Here is an 18,002-nt window from a genome sequence, read left to right on the forward strand (position 1 = left end):
CCGAAAAGTCTGCAACTTTTCGGGATCATGCTAAGATCTGGGGACATCGATCATGCAGGGCATTATCTACGAAGAAGCCTCGATCTGGCAGTTTCTGTTCGTCACAGGCCTGCTTGGCGGCGGGGCGGCATGGATGACAGGCAAAGCGGCGGCTCAGACCTGGAGCACGTATCTGCGGCTGTTTTTCTTCCTGCTCGGACTCGGTATCGGCGTCAGGTTCATCCATCACGCCTTGTTCGGCGGCACGATGTTCTCGCTGCATTACTATATCGTCGACACCATCGTCCTGATGATACTGGGCTTCCTCGGCTATCAATACACGCGCACCAACCAAATGGTCACGCAGTATAACTGGCTCTATGAAAGAGCTTCCTTGTTAAGCTGGAAACCGAAAGGTTGACGTTCACCATTACGCCGTTTCGGGGATGAATCGGCGTGACAAGTGCCTGAAAATCGGCATTCTATGCTTTCTGCGATAAGGGTGGGCATCGCATGAAAGTATCATCCACGCCCACTCCGTAAATGGGAGCGTTTCAATGAAAAAATCACTTTTGTCCGCCGTGGCGCTGACCGCGTTCGTCGCGTTCAGCGGCAGCGCGTGGGCCGACATCCTGATCGGCGTCGCCGGTCCGATCACCGGCCCGAACGCCGCCTTCGGCGCGCAGTTGCAGAAGGGCGCGGAACAGGCGGTCGCCGACATCAACGCGGCGGGCGGCATCCTCGGCCAGCAGCTCAAGCTCGAGATCGGTGACGATGTCTCCGATCCCAAGCAGGGCATCTCGGTCGCCAACAAGTTCGTCGCCGACGGCGTCAAGTTCGTCGACGGCCACTTCAACTCCGGCGTGTCGATCCCAGCCTCGGAAGTCTACCAGGAAAACGGCATGCTCGAGATCACGCCGGCTGCGACCAACCCGAAGTTCACCGAGCGCGGCATGTGGAACACCTTCCGCACCTGCGGTCGTGACGACCAGCAGGGCAAGGTGGCCGGCGACTACATCGCCAAGAACTTCAAGGATGCCAAGATCGCCATCATCCACGACAAGACGCCTTATGGTCAGGGCCTCGCCGACGAGACCAAGAAGAACCTCAACGCCAACGGCATCACGGAAGTGTTGTACGAAGGCGTGAATGTCGGCGACAAGGACTTCTCGGCCCTCATCGCCAAGATGAAGGAAAACGGCGTCACGCTCATCTACTGGGGCGGCCTGCACACCGAAGCCGGCCTGATCATCCGTCAGTCGGCCGATCAGGGCCTGAAGGCGCCGCTGTTCTCGGGTGACGGCATCGTCTCCAACGAACTGGCCTCGATCGCGGGCGACGCCGTTGCCGGCACGCTCAATACCTTCGCTCCGGATCCGCGCAAGAATCCGGCCGCCAAGGAAGTGGTCGAGAAGTTCCGCGCCAACGGCTTCGAGCCGGAAGCTTACACGCTCTACTCCTATGCCGCGGTGCAGATCATCGCCCAGGCCATCGCCAAGACCGGCTCGGCCGACGACGCGCAGAAGGTTGCGGAGACGATCAGGGCCAACACCTGGAAGACCGCCATCGGTGACATCGGCTACGACAGCAAGGGCGACATCACCCGTCCTGACTATGTCATCTATGAATGGAAGAAGGGCGACGACGGCAAGTACAGCTACTTCGAGAAATAAGCCGGCAAACTCGAGCCGACTTTTCGGGGATGCCCGGCGCTCGCGCCGGGCATTTTCGTTTGCGGGCGAGGCCAACCGGAAGCTCCGCGCCGCGCCTCGGGCAATACCCGTCCACCACCCATGATCCGTGTTCGAAGAACAGCAATGACGATTTGGCGCAAACAGGCGACTTAAATCGTTTTAGCTGTCGCGCAAATTTGTTTGCGCTGCAGCATTTTCACGTTAATCATTGCGCCGGTTCATCTCCCTTCCGCTGCTGGAGCCTACTCCTTGGCCATCACGAAGATCCTCGTCGCCAACCGGTCCGAAATCGCCATCCGCGTGTTCCGCGCGGCCAACGAGCTCGGCCTCAAAACCGTGGCGATCTGGGCGGAGGAGGACAAATATTCGTTGCACCGCTTCAAGGCCGACGAGAGCTATCAGGTCGGCCGCGGACCGCATCTGGCCAAGGACATGGGTCCGATCGAGAGCTACCTGTCGATCGAGGAGGTGATCCGGGTCGCCAGGCTGTCGGGCGCCGATGCCATCCATCCCGGCTACGGCCTGCTGTCGGAAAGCCCGGAATTCGCCGAGGCCTGCGCCGAGGCCGGCGTCACCTTCATCGGACCCAAGCCGGAAACGATGCGCCGGCTCGGCAACAAGGTCGCCGCGCGCAACCTGGCGATTGAAGTCGGCGTCCCGGTCGTTCCGGCAACCGATCCGCTGCCGGACGACATGGAGGAGGTCAAGAAGCTCGCCGCCCAAATAGGCTATCCGGTGATGCTCAAGGCCTCGTGGGGCGGCGGCGGCCGCGGCATGCGCGCCATCCGCGCCGAGGCCGACCTCGCGCGCGAGGTGATGGAAGGCAAGCGCGAGGCCAAAGCCGCCTTCGGCAAGGACGAGGTCTATCTCGAAAAGCTGATCGAGCGCGCCCGCCATGTCGAGGTGCAGGTGCTGGGCGACACGCATGGCAATGCCGTGCATCTGTTCGAGCGCGACTGCTCGATCCAGCGCCGCAACCAGAAGGTCGTGGAGCGTGCGCCGGCCCCCTATCTCAGCGAGGAGCTGCGCCAGGAGCTTTGCGGCTATGCGCTGAAGATCGCGCGCGAGACCAGCTATATCGGCGCCGGCACGGTCGAGTTTCTGCAGGACGCCGACACCGGCAAGTTCTATTTCATCGAGGTCAATCCGCGCATCCAGGTCGAGCACACCGTCACCGAGCAGGTGACCGGCATCGACATCGTCAAGGCGCAGATCCACATCCTCGACGGCTTCGCCATCGGCACGAAGCAATCGGGCGTGCCGGCGCAGAAGGACATCAGGCTGAACGGCCACGCGCTGCAGTGCCGCATCACCACCGAGGATCCGGAGCACAATTTCATTCCGGACTATGGCCGCATCACCGCCTATCGCGAGGCGGCGGGCTTCGGCATCCGGCTCGACGGCGGCACCGCCTATTCGGGCGCGGTCATCACCCGCTTCTACGATCCGCTGCTCGAAAAGGTGACGGCCTGGGCGCCGACGCCCGGCGAGGCGATCTCGCGCATGAACCGGGCGCTGCGCGAGTTCCGCATCCGCGGCGTCGCGACCAACCTCACCTTCCTCGAAGCGATCATCAACCACCCGCGCTTCGCCGACAATTCCTACACGACGAGGTTCATCGACACGACGCCGGAACTGTTCGAGCAGGTGAAGCGGCAGGACCGCGCCACCAAGCTGCTCAACTACCTGGCCGATGTCAGCGTCAACGGCCACCCCGAGACGCGCGGGCGGCCGATGCCGAAGGCGAATGCGGCGGCACCCGTGGTGCCTTATCTCAACGGCCATGTTCCGGACGGCAGCAAGCAGAGGCTCGATGCGCTAGGCCCGGAGAAATTCGCGGCCTGGATGCGCGGAGAGCGCCAGGTGCTGGTCACCGACACGACGATGCGCGACGGCCACCAGTCGCTGCTCGCCACGCGAATGCGCACCTATGACATCGCCGGCATCGCCGGCACCTATGCGCGGGCGCTGCCGCAATTGCTCTCGCTGGAATGCTGGGGCGGCGCGACGTTCGACGTCGCCATGCGCTTCCTCACCGAGGATCCGTGGGAGCGGCTGAGCAAAGTGCGCGAGGCCGCGCCCAACCTTCTGCTGCAGATGCTTTTGCGCGGCGCCAACGGCGTCGGCTACACCAATTATCCCGACAATGTCGTCCAGCATTTCGTCGCCCAAGCGGCGGCCGGCGGTGTCGATCTGTTCCGCGTCTTCGACTGCCTTAACTGGGTCGAGAACATGCGCGTCGCCATGGACGCGGTCGGCGCCGAGGGCAAGCTGGTCGAGGCGGCGATGTGCTATACCGGCGATATCCTTGATCCGGCCCGCGCCAAATACGACCTCAAATACTACGTCGGGCTGGCCAAGGAGCTGGAGGCGGCCGGCGCGCATATCATCGCCGTCAAGGACATGGCCGGCCTTTTGAAGCCGGCCGCGGCGCGCGTGCTGTTCAAGGCGCTGCGCGAGGCGACCGACCTGCCGATCCATTTCCACACGCACGACACGTCAGGGCTGTCGGCGGCGACGGTGCTGGCGGCGGTGGAGAGCGGCGCCGACGCTATCGACGCAGCGATGGATTCCTTCTCCGGCAACACCTCGCAGCCCTGCCTCGGCTCGATCGTCGAGGCGCTGAAGGGCACCGAGCGCGACCCCGGTCTCGATCCGCAATGGATCCGCCGCATTTCCTTCTACTGGGAAGCGGTGCGCAACCAGTACGCAGCCTTCGAGAGCGATCTCAAGGGACCAGCCTCGGAGGTCTACCTGCACGAGATGCCGGGCGGCCAGTTCACCAACCTCAAGGAACAGGCGCGCTCGCTCGGGCTCGAGACGCGCTGGCACGAGGTGGCGCAGGCCTATCACGACGTCAACCTGATGTTCGGCGACATCGTCAAGGTGACGCCCTCGTCCAAGGTGGTCGGCGACATGGCGCTGATGATGATCAGCCAGGATCTCACCGTCGCCGATGTCGAGAACCCGGCCAAGGACATCGCCTTCCCGGACTCCGTCGTGTCGATGCTGCGCGGCGATCTCGGCCAGTCGCCTGGCGGCTGGCCGGCTGCGCTGCAGAAGAAGGCGCTGAAGGGCGAGAAGCCGATTACGGTTCGACCGGGCTCGCTGCTAAAGCCCGCTGACCTCAAGGCGAGCCGCAAGGACATCGAGGGCAAGCTCGACCGAAAGCTGTCCGAATACGAATTCGCCTCCTGGCTGATGTATCCGAAGGTGTTCACCGACTTCGCGGCCGCGCAGGAGACCTACGGGCCGGTGAGCGTGCTGCCGACGCCGACCTATTTCTACGGCATGAAGCCGGAAGACGAGATCTTCCTCGACATCGAGAAGGGCAAGACGCTGGTGGTGCGCTGCCAGGCGTTCGGCGATGTCGACGACAAGGGCATGGTCACCGTGTTCTTCGAGCTCAACGGCCAGCCACGCCGCGTCAAGGTGCCGGACAGGGCGCATGGCGCTTCCGCGGCCAAGGCACGCCGCAAGGCCGAGCCCGGCAATGAGGGACATGTCGGCGCGCCGATGCCCGGCGTCGTATCGGCGCTTGCCGTCGCGCCCGGACAGGCGGTCAAGGCGGGCGACGTGCTGCTTTCGATCGAGGCGATGAAGATGGAAACCGCGCTGCATGCCGAACGCGACGGCGAGATCGCCGAGGTGCTGGTGAAGGCCGGCGATCAGATCGACGCGAAGGATCTGTTGATCGCATTCAAATAAGGTGTGCCGATATTCAGGTCAGGCCGACCTGCAAACGCCGGCCTCCTGCGCTTCCGATGCTCACGTACTTAAGTACGCTCCGCTCCGGTTCTCGGAACCGTCGTTTTCGACTCGGCCTGACCTGAATCTCGGCACACCTTTGGATGTGCACAGCCGTCCACAGGTGCTCGACAAGTGTCTTGACCCGCCGCGCCCGCTCGGGCAGTGAACCGGCTCCAATTTGCCGTGGCGGGAATCGCCACTGCTCCAGAAGACGCGGAGAAAAAATGGCCGACGAAATCACCGAGACCAGCCAGACTGTAGCCGCCGGCCAGCTGCGCACCATCATCGAGCGCATCGAGCGGCTCGAGGAAGAGAAGAAGACGATCTCCGACGACATCAAGGATGTCTATGCCGAAGCCAAGGGCACCGGCTTCGACACCAAGGCGATCCGCACCATCGTGCGGCTGCGCAAGAAGGATCAGGCCGAGCGCCAGGAAGAGGAGTCCATCCTCGATCTCTACAAGGCCGCTCTCGGAATGGCGTAAGCCCCATGGCCGGAGGCCGGCCATGAACGAATTCGACTTCGGCGGCCGTCGCGCCTCGGAGTTCCGCCACCGCGGCTTCTGGGCGCTGTTCGCCGAACGGCACCCGCAAGAAAGGCAAAGGCTCGCTCGGCGCGGGCCATGGTTCTGGCAGCGCGGGCTGCCGGATTTCGCTTTGGTCCTTTCGATGTATGTCGCGCCGGCGCAGAACCATGTCGGCGTCTTCTTCGGGCGCAACGAGAAGTTCGGCGCCACGGAATCCTGGTCGCGGCTGAAACCGTTCCAGCCGGCGATCGAGTCCAGACTGAAGCTCAGGCCCGAGCAGAGCTGCGAAGGTCTCGGCATCAACTCGATGTGGCGGGTGAACTGCTACGCCGAGGACAATTGGCCGGCCATGAGCGACTGGCTGGTGCGGGAATGCTCACGCTTCGAAGAAGCCGTGACCGAAATTCTCGGGCAGCGATAGGTCGCGGGCGATGAGGGATTTTTTCCGTTCGCGCTGGAGAGGCCAGGTTCCGCTCGACCGGCTGTTCTGGCGCGATATGCTGCTGGTCGGTACCATTCTGAGCATCGCCTCTTCGGTGCTGGCGCTGGTCCTGCTCGGGTTGAAGCTGCCGCTCTGGCTGGTGCTGGCGGTGCATTTCCTCCCTGTTCCCTACACCATTTTTCTGACGGTCGCTGTCTGGCGGACCGCGGAGAAGGCCGGGGGTTTCAAGGCGCAGCTGATGATGCTCGGTTCCGCGCTCTGGCTGATCACAACGGTCGTTGTGTAGAGCCGGATGGAGCATGAAAAAGGGCGGCCGAGGCCGCCCTTTGCGAAGACTGGAAACCCCGGTCAGACCGCAGGCTCGAAGCGCAGCGCCACGCCATTGATGCAGTAGCGCAGGCCGGTCGGCGGCGGGCCGTCCTCGAAGACATGGCCGAGATGGCTGCCGCAGCGGGCGCAATGGCATTCGGTGCGGACCATGCCGTAGCTGCGGTCGACGGTGGTCTCGATCGAGCCCGGGACCGGATCGTTGAAGCTCGGCCAGCCGGTGCCGCTCTCGAACTTCAGCTTGGATTCGAACAGCGGCTGGTCGCAGCCGACGCAATAGAAGGTGCCGGCGCGCTTTTCGTAGAGCAGGGCGCAGCTGCCGGGGCGCTCAGTGCCATGGTTGCGCATCACGGCATACTGCTCCGGCGTCAGCCGGGCGCGCCACTCGGCATCGGTGCGGGTGACGGGATAGGCGTGGGTGTCCATGAAATCTCCTCGGCCTTGGCGGCTCGTTGTTGCTTGCAACGGTTATTCGCACAAACATAGGCATCTGTTACAAATGCCGCCAGTGAAAGCGAGCTAGTGCTTGCGCGACAACTGCCTGGTCGCAGCTTCAAGCCCGGCCAATGTCAGCGGGAACATGCGGCCGCCGAAGATGTCGCTGATCAACTGGATCGAGTGCGTGTAGCGCCAGTTCTTCTCAGCTTCGGGATTGAGCCATATCGCGTTCGGCCATTGCTGCAGCAGGCGGGCCAGCCACACACTTCCGGCCTCGGGATTCCAGTGCTCGACCGAGCCGCCGGGGTGGGCGATCTCGTAAGGGCTCATCGAGGCGTCGCCGACAACGATCACCTTATAGTCCGGCCCGTATTTGTGGATGAGATCGAAGGTCGGGATTGTCTCGGCCAGCCGCCGGTGATTGTCCTTCCAGACGCGCTCGTAAAGGCAGTTGTGGAAGTAGAAATATTCGAGCTGGCGGAACTCGGCGCGCGCGGCGGAAAACAGTTCCTCGACGCCGCGTATATGGTCGTCCATCGAGCCGCCGACATCGAAAAACATCAGAAGCTTCACGGCATTGCGCCGCTCGGGCCGGGTCTTGACGTCGAGATAGCCGTGCTCGGCAGTGGCGTGGATGGTGCCGGGCAGGTCGAACTCCTCCTCGGCGCCCTCGCGCACCCAGCGGCGCAGCCGCTTCAGCGCCACCTTGATGTTGCGGGTGCCGAGCTCGACGGTGTCGTCGAAGTTCCGGAATTCGCGCTTGTCCCAGACCTTCACCGCGCGGCGATGCCGGCTTTCATGCTGGCCGATGCGAACCCCTTCGGGGTTGTAGCCATAGGCGCCGAAGGGCGAGGTGCCGCCGGTGCCGATCCATTTCGAACCGCCCTGGTGGCGCCCCTTTTGCTCCTCGAGGCGCTGCTTCAAGGTCTCCATCAGCTTGTCGAAACCGCCCAGCGCTTCGACCAGCTTCTTTTCCTCCTCGGTCAGGTGCTTTTCCGCCAAACGGCGCAGCCATTCCTCGGGGATGTTGGCGATATCGACGGCATCGGGGCCGCCGAGCGCCTCGACACCCTTAAAGACATGCGCGAAGACCTGGTCGAAACGATCGATATGACGCTCATCCTTCACCAGGGCCGAGCGCGCGAGGTAGTAGAAAGCCTCGACGTCATAGTCGACCAGCCCCGCTTCCAGTCCCTCCAGCAGCGACAGATATTCCCTGAGCGAAACAGGAACCCGCGCGGCCTTCAGTTCTAGGAAGAAGGGGATGAACATCAGTCCCTTATAGCAAATCGTACTCGATGAATCCGGTCCGCCTTGCCACATGGTCGTAGAGCCGGCGCGCCGTGGCGTTGGTCTCGTGCGTCATCCAGTAGACATTCTTGACGCCGACCTTGCCGGCCTCGTCCCGCACCGCTTTGATCAGCGCCGCGCCCACGCCTTTGCCGCGCACCTCCGGATCGGCGAACAGATCCTGCAGGTAGCAGTTGTTGACCAGTGACCAGCAGGAGCGATGGTAGAGGTAGTGGGTCAGCCCAACCGCTTTACCGTCGAACGTGGCGATGAAACCTTTCGGCTCGAATTCGCCTGCCGTGAACAAACGCTTCCAGGTGACGTCGTAGACCTCGTCCGGCAGCTTGGTCTCGTAGAAGGTGAGGTAGGCAGTCCACAAGCGCCGCCAGTCGGCGTGGTCGGACTGCGCGAACGGGCGAATGGCGATCTCGGACATCTTTTCTCCTCCAGTGCTTCCGGTCCGAAGCTGCGGCAGCGACCGATTGCCGGCAACGGTCCACGGACGGGGAAAGCGCTATTGCTGCCGTCTGGCCATGAAGGCCAGCCGCTCGAACAGGTGCACGTCCTGCTCGTTCTTGAGCAGCGCGCCGTGCAGCTTCGGCAGCATGTTCTTGGGATCGGCGCGCAGGTCCTCGGGCGCGATGTCGTCGGCGACCAGCAGGCGGATCCAGTCGAGCGCTTCGGAGGTCGACGGCTTCTTCTTCAGGCCCGGCACATCGCGGATCTCATAGAACTGGCTCAGTGCCGCCCGCACCAAATTCTGCTTGATGCCGGGATAATGCACCTCGACGATCCGGTGCAGCGTGTCGATATCGGGGAAGCGGATATAGTGGAAGAAGCAGCGGCGCAGGAAGGCGTCCGGCAGTTCCTTCTCATTGTTCGAGGTGATGATGACGATAGGCCGGAACTCGGCGCGGATCGTCTCGCCGGTCTCGTAGACGAAGAACTCCATCCGGTCGAGCTCCTGCAGGAGGTCGTTGGGGAATTCGATGTCGGCCTTGTCGATTTCGTCGATCAAAAGCACGACTTTTTTCTGCGCAGCGAAGGCATCCCACAGCTTGCCGCGCTTGATGTAATTGGCGATGTCGTTGAAGCGCTCGTCGCCGAGTTGGCTGTCGCGCAGCCGCGAGACGGCGTCATATTCGTAGAGGCCCTGTTGCGCCTTGGTGGTCGATTTGACGTTCCATTCGATGAACTCCAGCCCGAGCGCCGAAGCCACCTGGCGGGCAAGCTCGGTCTTGCCGGTGCCGGGCTCGCCCTTGACCAGCAAGGGCCGCTCCAGCGCGATCGCGGCATTGACCGCAACCATCAGATCCTTGTCGGCGACATAGGCCGCAGTGCCTTCGAAACGCATCTTTTCTCCTGTCCGTGCGGCGGACCGTAAGGAGGCTGGACGGGCCGCGCAAGGGCGGTTGCCGGACAGCTTCCCATCGGGACGGTCCGCAAGACGAATTATGCGCAAATGGTGACCCGTTTCTCTGGCGCACGGCTAATCATCGGCCTATATTTGTCGACGGCGGTCTGCGCTTCCCGGCAGGAGAAACTTATCCCCGGGGCCTTATCGATCCTTAGGGAGCTGTCCCTGGGAAGACCCGTGGGTTTTCTCACACGGCGCCCACCTACTTTGTAGGCACCCGGGATCGACCTCTCCACCGGTTGTGTGGATCGCCGCTCTCCCGTTTTCGGGAGACATGCGCCTTCTCTCCGTTTTGACGCAATTCCGGACGGAAAAACCGCTGCGCACTTTTCCTGGAATTGCGCTAGAAAGCGTCGCTCCTAAATCTCCATCCAATCTGACCCTTTCTAGCGTCGGCGCATGTCACCTTCCAAAGATCTGAAAAAACAGCTTCGCAAGGAGGCGCTGGCGCGCCGCGATGCGCTCGACGAGTTCTGGCGCGTCGAGATCGCGCTCGAAATGGCCGAGACCGCGAAGGAAAAAATCGACTTTGAACCCGGTCGGGTCGTCTCCGGCTTCTGGCCGATGCGCTCCGAGGTCGATGTGCGGCCGCTGATGTTCGCGCTGCGCGAGAAGGGCGCAAGGCTCTGCCTGCCGGCGATCCTCGACAAGACCACGATCGTCTTTCGCGAGCTGGTGCGCGGCGCGCCGATGGTCGAGATGGGATTCGGCACGGTCGGGCCGCATGAAGAGGCGGAAGTGCTCGACCCGACGCTCATGCTGGTGCCGCTCGCCGCCTTCGACGGCCGCGGCCACCGTATCGGCTACGGCGCCGGCTACTACGACCGCGCCATTGCCAGGCTGGCCGACAAGGGCATCACGCCGAGGCTGATCGGCATCGCCTTCGATTGCCAGGAAGTCGAGCGGGTGCCGGATGAGAACCATGACGTCATCATTCCGGAAATACTGACCGAGAGCGGGTTGCGCCGGTTCACGACTTGACGCGGGCGCCCACCTGGCAAATACTACTGAATTCCAGTAGGCTAGCATGCTTGAATTCGAATGGGACGACCAGAAGGCGACGAGCAATCTTGCCAAGCACGGTGTGGCATTTGCGGATGCCAAACGCCTGTTCGACGACATCCGTGCTCTGCATTATTAGGATCGCTCCATGGATTACGAAGAGGAGCGCTTCATTGGCATCGGAATCGTCAATGGATTGGTGCTGACGGTGGTTTACACTGAACGCGGCGACCGAATAAGACTGATCTCCGCCAGAAAGGCGACGCGCCATGAGCAGAAAGCATATGATCAAGCACGCAGGGACTGAATCCGATTGGGAGCGTCTGCGCAGCATGAGCGACGCGGAGGCGGAGGCTGGCGCCCTGGCGGATAAGGACAATCCACCGCTCAGCACGGATCGGCCGGGAGTGGCATCTGTTGCCCGTGTCAAAGTGATCCGCCGGGCCTTGCATCTTACCCAGGAGGAATTTTCCGTCCGCTATCGCATTCCGCTCGGCACGCTTAGAGACTGGGAGCAGGGCAGAACAGAGCCGGACCAGGCGGCACAGGCCTATTTGCAGGTCATCGCCAAGGAGCCGGAAACGGTATCGCGGGCGCTCGGTACGCGCAGCGCCGCATGAGACTTCTCTTCCTCGGCGACATGGTTGGCAAGACGGGGCGCACGGCAGTCTGGGAGCAGTTGCCGGGGCTGATTTCCGACTTCAAGCTCGATTTCGTCATCGTCAATGGCGAGAACGCGGCCGGCGGCTTCGGCATCACCGAAGAGATCTTTCGCGAGACGCTCGCGGCCGGCGCGGATGTCGTCACAACCGGCAACCATGTCTGGGACCAGCGCGATGCGCTGATCTTCGCGCCGCGCGAGGAGCGCTTCCTGCGTCCCTCCAATTTTCCCAGGGGCACGCCGGGCCGTGGCTCGGGCGTCTATATCGCCCGCAATGGCGCGCGCGTGCTGGTCGCCAACATCATGGGCCGCGTCTTCATGCATCCCGAGCTCGACGACCCTTTCCAGGCCGGCGAGCGTGAGCTTGCCGCCTGCCCGCTCGGCGAGCAGGCCGATGCGGCCATCATCGATTTCCACGCCGAGGCGACCTCGGAGAAGATGTGCTTCGCGCATTTCGTCGACGGCCGCGCCAGCCTGGTGGTCGGCACGCATACACATCAGCCGACCGCCGACCATCAGATCCTCAATGGCGGCACCGCCTATATTTCGGACGCCGGCATGTGCGGCGATTATGATTCCTCGCTCGGCATGGATAAGGAAGAGCCGCTCAACCGGTTCCTTTCCAAGGTGCCGAAGGGCCGTTTCGAGGCGTCGTCAGGGCCCGCGACGCTCTGCGGCGTCGGCGTCGATATTTCGGACCGCACCGGGCTTGCCGAAAAAATCGCGCCGTTTCGTCGCGGGCCGCGGCTGGAAGAGACGGCGCCGTCCTTCTGGTCGTGACATTGATATAAGCGAGATCAATACCTAACTGGCGACGAAACCCGCGAAAACTGCTCTAGATCGTAGAGGGGACGACCTTCATGCAGCTTGTCGAATTTCTGGCGCCGCACTTTCATTTTGTTTCCGATCCGACTGCGTGGGTCGCGCTTTTGACGCTGGTGGTGCTCGAGATTGTGCTCGGCATCGACAATCTGATCTTCATCTCGATCCTGACCAACAAGCTGCCGGAGGCGCAGCGCGCCCGCGCACGCCGGCTGGGCATTTCGGCGGCGCTGATCATGCGACTGATCCTGCTCGCCACGATCTCGATCATCGTGCAATTGACGACGCCGGTGTTCACCGCCCTCGGCCACGGCTTTTCCTGGCGCGACCTGATCCTGATCGCCGGCGGCCTGTTCCTGGTCTGGAAGGCGACCAAGGAAATCCATCACACGGTCGACCCGCAGGATCATCAGGACACGATGGTCGGCGGCACGCTGCAGATGAGCCTTGCCGGAGCGATCTTCCAGATCCTCCTGCTCGACCTCGTGTTCTCGATCGATTCCATCATCACTGCCGTCGGCATGACCGACGAGATCGCCATCATGTATATCGCGGTAATCGTGGCGGTGAGCGCGATGATGCTGGCGGCGACGCCGCTTGCCAATTTCATCGCCAGGAACCCCTCTATCGTTATGCTGGCGCTCGGCTTCCTTTTGATGATCGGCATGACGCTGATCGCCGACGGCATGGGGTATCATGTGCCCAAGGGATACATCTACGCCGCCATGGGCTTTTCCGCGCTGGTCGAAGGCCTCAACATGCTGGCGCGACGGCGTAAGAGGCAGGGGTCGGGGGAGGGGCACTGAGGCTCGCCACCGCGCCGGTGAGCCGCTAGGCCGAAACACCCTTCGGGTGACGGTCGCCGATCAAGCCGAGCGTCAGGCCCTGTTCCAGCCAGGCCTTGGCGCCGGCAAGCACCAGCGCGAAGCCGCCGGTGGATTCGACAGCCTGCTTCACCTGCTCATCGGCGGAACCGGCGAAGCCGAAATTGCGGATTTCGAGGAAGGTCGCTTCATCCGGCATCTCGGTGAATGTCCAGACGACGGTGGTCGGCGGATCGCTCCACTGCATGATGATCATCTCGTTGGGGACGATCTCGCTCACCTCGACCTTGGTCGAGACGCCATACATGCGCCATTCCCATTCGACTGGCTTGCTCTCATTCAGGCGACCGCTGGAATGCGTAAACCAGAATTTCGTGGTGACCGCCGGATCGACGATCGCTTCGAACACCTCGGCGAGCGGCCGACGGATCAGCATGGCGGTTTCGGCGATGGGAGATTCTCTGAGCTCCATACGGTTCTCCTTTCCGGCAGGATTCACCAGGCGTCCGGCTCCCGCACCAAGTGAATGATGTTGGCCGGGTTGGTGATCCAGCCGCCACGAAAGCCTTCGCTCAGAGGTTCTATTGCGTCGCAGCGCACGACACCGGCCCTGGCAAGATGGGAGGCCGCGCTCTTGAAGTTCGGTGTGAAAAGCTCCAGCCAGATTTCGGCCTGGCTCATCATCGGCGCCTCGTCGATCCAGAGGCGATTGGGACCAAGTTCGAAACCGATCGCCGGCGCCTTGGCGGTAAACGGCTTCAACCCCACAACATCGCGATAGAAGGCGATCGTTGCCTCGTATTGGTGCGAGGGCACCTTCATGGCGATGTTGATGCCGCCGATAATCTCGGTGTCCATTGCCGATCCTCTCGATTGCGTTGGATGTCGTTACGGCAGGTTGATCTGCCAGGAGACGCCGAACCGGTCGTTGAGCCAAGCGAAACGCTGGCTGAAGCCGTAATTGCCGGCCGGCATCAGGAAGCCGCCGCCCTCCGAGAGTACGCCGACAATCCGTTCGAGCTCCTCTTCGGACGAGCAGTCGACAAAGAAGGAAAAGGACGGCGTGAAGGTGAAGGCGTGGTGGACGGGGCTGTTGTAGATCCTGACCTCGACGCCGCCGATCAATGCGCGCGCCAGCTTGAGCGTTCCTTCCGCCCCGTCCTCGCCCGAGCCATAGCGCGTGATGTCGAGCACACGGCTCTCCGGAATGGTCTCGCAATAGAGGGTCATGGCCTTCTCGGCCTTTCCCTCGAACATCAGGAATGGCGTTGCTTTCGTCATCGGGCGACCTCCTCCTGCCGAATATCGGGACCTGAATGTCGGCCTCAGATGTTGGTCTCGTTGGCCGGCTCGCCGCGCAGCTCGCTGCGGTAATAGCCGTCGCGCAGATTGATGCCATATTCGAGATAGGCCTTCATGCAGGCCAGCATCTGCGACCAGCCCTCGCAGTTGAGGTAGGATTTCTTCAGGCCGGCCTCGCCTTCGTGCCAACCTTCTTCAGCGATGGTGACGAAGGTGCCGCCGTCCTCAAGCGGCTCGAAATTCATCTCGATGCGGGTCTTGTAGGCGGGCTTTCCATCGTCATCGGTGGCGTCCCAGCGCAGCACGATGCGCTTGTCCTTGGTTACCTCGTCGACCTCCACCGGCACGGACTTCCACCAGGTGACGGTAGTGCCGGTGACAAGCGGAGCCGAGGCGCCGCCGATGGTGGTGAAATAGCCGCTGAGCTTTGTCGGATTGACGACCGCGTCGAAGACCTCGGCGACCGGTTTGCCGATGCGTCCGGAAATCCTGAAACCAAGGGCCATATCCACAGCTCCTTCCTTGCTGCTTGAAACGATATGTTATAGAAATATAACATGTCAAGTCAAACCTCCGACGACCATGTTTTCAAGGCCTTGGCGCATCCGCGCCGGCGCGAATTGCTGGATCGCCTGAAGGATGAGCCGCAGACCACCGGCGCGCTGTGCGAGGCTTTCCCGGATATGGACCGCTGCACGGTGATGATGCACCTGAAAGTCTTGGAGGAGGCCGATCTGGTGGTGGCGAGGCGCGAGGGACGCGAACGCTGGAACCACCTCAATGCCTTGCCGATCAAACAGATTCACGACCGCTGGATCAGCCAGTATGCCGGCCACGCCATCAGCATTCTCGATCGGCTGAAGTCCGATCTGGAGGGGTGAACCGCCCTCTTCGGCGTTGGCATGACGGTGCGTCTGGACGAATTGAGCCGATTTATCTATAAGCCGGCCATTCCGACAAAGAGCGCCGCGCGCCTTCGCAGGCATGCCCGGGGCGTTCTGAAAATTTGAATTCGAGCATTTTGCGGATGGCGAGCGGTCTCGCGCGCCGCGGTGCTCTAGCCGAACACGACAGGGGTGCCATGGCTGGCCATTCGCAGTTCAAGAATATCATGCACCGCAAGGGCCGCCAGGACGCGGTGCGGTCGAAAATGTTTTCCAAGCTGGCGCGCGAAATAACCGTCGCCGCCAAGACCGGCACGCCGGACCCGGCGATGAACCCGAGGCTGCGGCTTGCCGTGCAGAACGCCAAGGCGGTGTCGATGCCGAAGGACAACATCCAGCGCGCCATCAACAAGGCTTCCGCAGGCGACGCCGAAAATTACGAGGCCGTGCGCTATGAGGGCTACGGCCCCGGCGGCGTGGCGCTGATCGTGGAAGTGCTGACCGACAACCGCAACCGCTCGGCCTCCAATGTGCGCGCCGCCTTCACCAAGGCCGGTGGGGCGCTCGGCGAAACCGGCTCGGTGTCGTTCATGTGGAACCGTGTCGGCGAGATCTATTATCCGGCCTCGGCCGGCAGCGCCGACAAGGTGATGGAAGCAGCGATCGAGGCCGGCGCCGACGACGTGGAATCGGACGAGGAAGGCCACACCATCTATTGCGCCTTCGAGAATCTCGGCGACGTTTCGAAGTCGCTCGAGGCCGCGCTCGGCGAGGCGGAATCGGTGAAGCCGATCTGGCAGCCGCAGAACAACGTCCCGGTCGACGAAGAACGGGCGCAGTCGCTGATGAAGCTGGTCGCCACCCTCGAGGACGATGACGACGTGCAGAGCGTCTACGCCAATTTCGAGGTCGACGACGAGACGATGGCCAAGCTCAGCGCGGCCTGACCGGCCACGCGATACGATATGAGCGAGAAGCCGCTGCCCATCATCCGCATCACCTATTGCACGCAGTGCCAGTGGTTGTTGCGGGCCGGCTGGATGGCGCAGGAGCTGCTCTCGACCTTCGGCACGGATCTCGGCGAAGTGACGCTGGTGCCGGGCACCGGCGGCATCTTCACCATTTCCTGCAACGACGTGCTTATCTGGGAGCGCAAGCGCGACGGCGGTTTTCCGGACGCGGCAAGGCTCAAGCAGCTGGTTCGCGATGTCATCGATCCCGACCGCGACCTCGGCCACGCCGATCGCAAGGATCGCAAAAAAGACCCCGCCTGACGAACTCCCCGAAAGTTGGACGCAGCCTTCGGGGGTTGCATTCGCGGGCTGCCGTTTTTCAGATCAATGCCATGATGAAGCAAGCCATCGCGACTATCGCGGTGACGGTGCGGACGTGATTCCACATCACCCACTCGCTCAGGTGGTTTGCCCACACGGCGGCGCCGTTGGCGCTGGCAGGATCGACGGCGGCTAAGGCGTCATTGAGCGGCACGTTGAAGACCATGGTCACGATCGGATTGCCGACGAAATAGATCACGGCACCGGCAAGCAGCCAGTACGAGCCGGACTGGCTCCAGCCGAAGAAGACGCCGGCAATCAGCACGAGGCAGATGAGGCCGGTGCCGAACAGCGCCGTCATGAAGGTCGGCGTGATCACCGTGACGTTGATCGAATTCATCGCCGCGATGCCGCTTGGGACGGGCAGCCGGGCAAGTGCTGCCATGACGAAATTCGAGAAGGCAAAGAAGACGCCGCCGACGACGCCGGAGCCGATCGCGGCGACAAAGGTAAGGGTAGGAAGAAGTTTCATCATCTCAGTTGCTCCAGATGCCGGGTTCTGCTCGATTCCTAAATGCGAGTAATCCTCACATTTGCAAAACGTGATAAACCCTCGTATTTTGTGAGTCAAGCCGGTTTCCGAGAAATCGCCCAAGGAGAGAGCCATGGATGAGAAAACCGCCGCGAGGCCAAACCAGGCGGACATTGCTGCGCCGCGCCGGTCGCCGAGCCAGCAGCGCAGCCGCGAGCGGGTCGAGCGCATGCTTGCCGCCGCCTCGGCCTTGATTGCCGAGCAAGGCAGCGATGCGATGCGCATGGGCGAGGTGGCGGAACGGGCGGGGGTGTCGATCGGCTCGCTCTACCAGTTCTTCCCGGACAAGCGAGCGATGGTCTGGGCGCTGGCCGAGCGCTACACGGCCGAAAGCCAGGCCTGTATTTCCGCGGCGCTGAAGGATGTCAGCGATGCTGAAGGCCTGTGCAGGTCGTTTTCGGAGCTGGTCGATATCTATTACCGGCTGTTCCTGGCCGAGCCGGTGATGCGCGACATCTGGTCGGGCACGCAAGCCGACAAGGCGCTGCGCGAACTGGAGCTCGCCGACAGTCGCGCCAATGCCGATTTCCTGCTCGCGGTGCTGAAGCGGATTCGCCCCGATGCCGATCCGATCGAATTAGAGACGGCCGCGTTTCTCGTCTGGCAGATGGGCGAGGCCGCGGTGCGGCTGGCGATCTCGGTCGATCGGGAGGAGGGCGACAGGCTGGTTGAGGCCTACAAGCGAATGGCGCTGAGGGAATTGGTGGGCGGGTAGGAACGATATCCGCAGCGTCGCAAGGCTTGGGTTCCTCGCCCCCGCCAGGGGGCGGGGGAGAG

The 18,002-nt window shown here is 62.5% G+C and carries 23 protein-coding genes, 1 other RNA gene and 1 pseudogene; 16 read left to right on the forward strand and 9 right to left on the reverse strand.

Annotation, left to right across the window (positions count from 1 at the left end):
• Positions 1-52 precede the first annotated feature (52 nt).
• The 6 genes from LB529_RS22965 to LB529_RS22990 all read left to right on the forward strand — a co-directional run bounded on the left by LB529_RS22965 (position 53) and on the right by LB529_RS22990 (position 6,678).
• Positions 53-400: a DUF6867 family protein gene (locus tag LB529_RS22965; RefSeq protein WP_095767236.1), complete on the forward strand. Its 348-nt coding sequence runs from the start codon at positions 53-55 to the stop codon at positions 398-400.
• Positions 401-536: 136 nt separating this feature from the next.
• Positions 537-1,652 (forward strand): branched-chain amino acid ABC transporter substrate-binding protein, encoded by a 1,116-nt coding sequence (locus LB529_RS22970; RefSeq protein ID WP_095767237.1) that lies wholly within the window; start codon positions 537-539, stop codon positions 1,650-1,652.
• A gap of 270 nt (positions 1,653-1,922) precedes the next feature.
• A complete protein-coding gene (gene pyc, locus LB529_RS22975) occupies positions 1,923-5,381 on the forward strand; it encodes a pyruvate carboxylase (RefSeq protein WP_224712383.1) in 3,459 nt (1,152 codons plus the stop codon).
• Positions 5,382-5,647: 266 nt separating this feature from the next.
• A complete protein-coding gene (locus LB529_RS22980) occupies positions 5,648-5,908 on the forward strand; it encodes a DUF2312 domain-containing protein (protein WP_095767239.1) in 261 nt (86 codons plus the stop codon).
• A gap of 22 nt (positions 5,909-5,930) precedes the next feature.
• Positions 5,931-6,371, forward strand: a complete 441-nt coding sequence (locus LB529_RS22985; RefSeq protein WP_224546681.1) for a hypothetical protein — start codon at positions 5,931-5,933, stop codon at positions 6,369-6,371.
• A gap of 10 nt (positions 6,372-6,381) precedes the next feature.
• Complete coding sequence (locus LB529_RS22990) at positions 6,382-6,678, forward strand: hypothetical protein (RefSeq protein ID WP_224712384.1); 297 nt, start codon at positions 6,382-6,384, stop codon at positions 6,676-6,678.
• 62 nt (positions 6,679-6,740) lie between these two features.
• Here LB529_RS22990 and msrB read toward each other — a convergent pair whose 3' ends face one another.
• From msrB to LB529_RS23010, 4 genes are all read right to left on the reverse strand, one after another.
• Positions 6,741-7,145 carry a peptide-methionine (R)-S-oxide reductase MsrB gene (gene msrB, locus LB529_RS22995; protein ID WP_224528136.1) on the reverse strand — a complete coding sequence of 135 codons (405 nt, stop codon included), beginning with the start codon at positions 7,143-7,145 and terminating at the stop codon, positions 6,741-6,743.
• A 93-nt stretch (positions 7,146-7,238) separates the two neighbouring features.
• The gene (locus tag LB529_RS23000) at positions 7,239-8,429 is read right to left on the reverse strand and encodes a vWA domain-containing protein (RefSeq protein WP_224712385.1); all 1,191 of its coding nucleotides are present in this window, start codon (positions 8,427-8,429) and stop codon (positions 7,239-7,241) included.
• A 7-nt stretch (positions 8,430-8,436) separates the two neighbouring features.
• Positions 8,437-8,883: a GNAT family N-acetyltransferase gene (locus tag LB529_RS23005; RefSeq protein ID WP_224712386.1), complete on the reverse strand. Its 447-nt coding sequence runs from the start codon at positions 8,881-8,883 to the stop codon at positions 8,437-8,439.
• 78 nt (positions 8,884-8,961) lie between these two features.
• Positions 8,962-9,801, reverse strand: a complete 840-nt coding sequence (locus tag LB529_RS23010; RefSeq protein WP_095767244.1) for an AAA family ATPase — start codon at positions 9,799-9,801, stop codon at positions 8,962-8,964.
• Between the two features lie 161 nt (positions 9,802-9,962).
• On the opposite strand from LB529_RS23010, the gene ssrS reads away from it, so the two are divergent.
• From ssrS to LB529_RS23040, 6 genes and pseudogenes are all read left to right on the forward strand, one after another.
• A non-coding RNA gene (ssrS, locus tag LB529_RS23015) (6S RNA) lies at positions 9,963-10,118 on the forward strand.
• Between the two features lie 145 nt (positions 10,119-10,263).
• Positions 10,264-10,845: a 5-formyltetrahydrofolate cyclo-ligase gene (locus LB529_RS23020; RefSeq protein ID WP_224546703.1), complete on the forward strand. Its 582-nt coding sequence runs from the start codon at positions 10,264-10,266 to the stop codon at positions 10,843-10,845.
• Positions 10,846-10,891: 46 nt separating this feature from the next.
• Positions 10,892-11,173 (forward strand): annotated as a pseudogene (locus tag LB529_RS29245) (BrnT family toxin).
• Complete coding sequence (locus LB529_RS23030; RefSeq protein WP_224546708.1) at positions 11,151-11,486, forward strand: helix-turn-helix domain-containing protein; 336 nt, start codon at positions 11,151-11,153, stop codon at positions 11,484-11,486. Before LB529_RS29245 ends, LB529_RS23030 begins: the two are co-directional and overlap by 23 nt.
• Positions 11,483-12,307, forward strand: a complete 825-nt coding sequence (locus LB529_RS23035; protein WP_095767248.1) for a YmdB family metallophosphoesterase — start codon at positions 11,483-11,485, stop codon at positions 12,305-12,307. The genes LB529_RS23030 and LB529_RS23035 overlap by 4 nt, the downstream gene beginning before the upstream one ends.
• A gap of 80 nt (positions 12,308-12,387) precedes the next feature.
• On the forward strand, positions 12,388-13,155 hold the full coding sequence (locus tag LB529_RS23040; protein ID WP_095767249.1) for a TerC family protein: 768 nt from the start codon (positions 12,388-12,390) through the stop codon (positions 13,153-13,155).
• Positions 13,156-13,180: 25 nt separating this feature from the next.
• Here LB529_RS23040 and LB529_RS23045 read toward each other — a convergent pair whose 3' ends face one another.
• From LB529_RS23045 to LB529_RS23060, 4 genes are read right to left on the reverse strand one after another with little or no spacing between them, the layout of a single operon-like run.
• Positions 13,181-13,645, reverse strand: coding sequence for an SRPBCC family protein (locus LB529_RS23045; protein ID WP_224712387.1), 465 nt, complete (start codon positions 13,643-13,645; stop codon positions 13,181-13,183).
• A 23-nt stretch (positions 13,646-13,668) separates the two neighbouring features.
• On the reverse strand, positions 13,669-14,031 hold the full coding sequence (locus tag LB529_RS23050) for a hypothetical protein (protein ID WP_224546712.1): 363 nt from the start codon (positions 14,029-14,031) through the stop codon (positions 13,669-13,671).
• 30 nt (positions 14,032-14,061) lie between these two features.
• Positions 14,062-14,454 carry a VOC family protein gene (locus LB529_RS23055; RefSeq protein ID WP_224546715.1) on the reverse strand — a complete coding sequence of 131 codons (393 nt, stop codon included), beginning with the start codon at positions 14,452-14,454 and terminating at the stop codon, positions 14,062-14,064.
• Positions 14,455-14,498: 44 nt separating this feature from the next.
• Positions 14,499-14,981, reverse strand: a complete 483-nt coding sequence (locus LB529_RS23060) for an SRPBCC domain-containing protein (RefSeq protein ID WP_095767252.1) — start codon at positions 14,979-14,981, stop codon at positions 14,499-14,501.
• A 51-nt stretch (positions 14,982-15,032) separates the two neighbouring features.
• Between LB529_RS23060 and LB529_RS23065 the strand changes: the two genes are divergently transcribed.
• From LB529_RS23065 to LB529_RS23075, 3 genes are all read left to right on the forward strand, one after another.
• Entirely contained in the window at positions 15,033-15,356 is a 324-nt protein-coding gene (locus tag LB529_RS23065; RefSeq protein WP_224546717.1) for an ArsR/SmtB family transcription factor, read from the forward strand.
• 200 nt (positions 15,357-15,556) lie between these two features.
• A complete protein-coding gene (locus LB529_RS23070; RefSeq protein WP_140752658.1) occupies positions 15,557-16,306 on the forward strand; it encodes a YebC/PmpR family DNA-binding transcriptional regulator in 750 nt (249 codons plus the stop codon).
• An 18-nt stretch (positions 16,307-16,324) separates the two neighbouring features.
• Positions 16,325-16,633 (forward strand): SelT/SelW/SelH family protein, encoded by a 309-nt coding sequence (locus tag LB529_RS23075; RefSeq protein WP_224546719.1) that lies wholly within the window; start codon positions 16,325-16,327, stop codon positions 16,631-16,633.
• Positions 16,634-16,691: 58 nt separating this feature from the next.
• Here the strand turns inward: LB529_RS23075 and LB529_RS23080 are convergent, their stop codons facing one another.
• Entirely contained in the window at positions 16,692-17,168 is a 477-nt protein-coding gene (locus tag LB529_RS23080; RefSeq protein WP_140841718.1) for a DUF1772 domain-containing protein, read from the reverse strand.
• Between the two features lie 130 nt (positions 17,169-17,298).
• Between LB529_RS23080 and LB529_RS23085 the strand changes: the two genes are divergently transcribed.
• The gene (locus LB529_RS23085) at positions 17,299-17,940 is read left to right on the forward strand and encodes a TetR/AcrR family transcriptional regulator (RefSeq protein ID WP_224602194.1); all 642 of its coding nucleotides are present in this window, start codon (positions 17,299-17,301) and stop codon (positions 17,938-17,940) included.
• The last annotated feature ends 62 nt before the right edge of the window (positions 17,941-18,002 follow it).

Origin of the sequence: Mesorhizobium sp. CA5 (assembly GCF_020165105.1) — a bacterium.
In the GTDB taxonomy this organism is placed as follows: Bacteria; Pseudomonadota; Alphaproteobacteria; order Rhizobiales; family Rhizobiaceae; genus Mesorhizobium.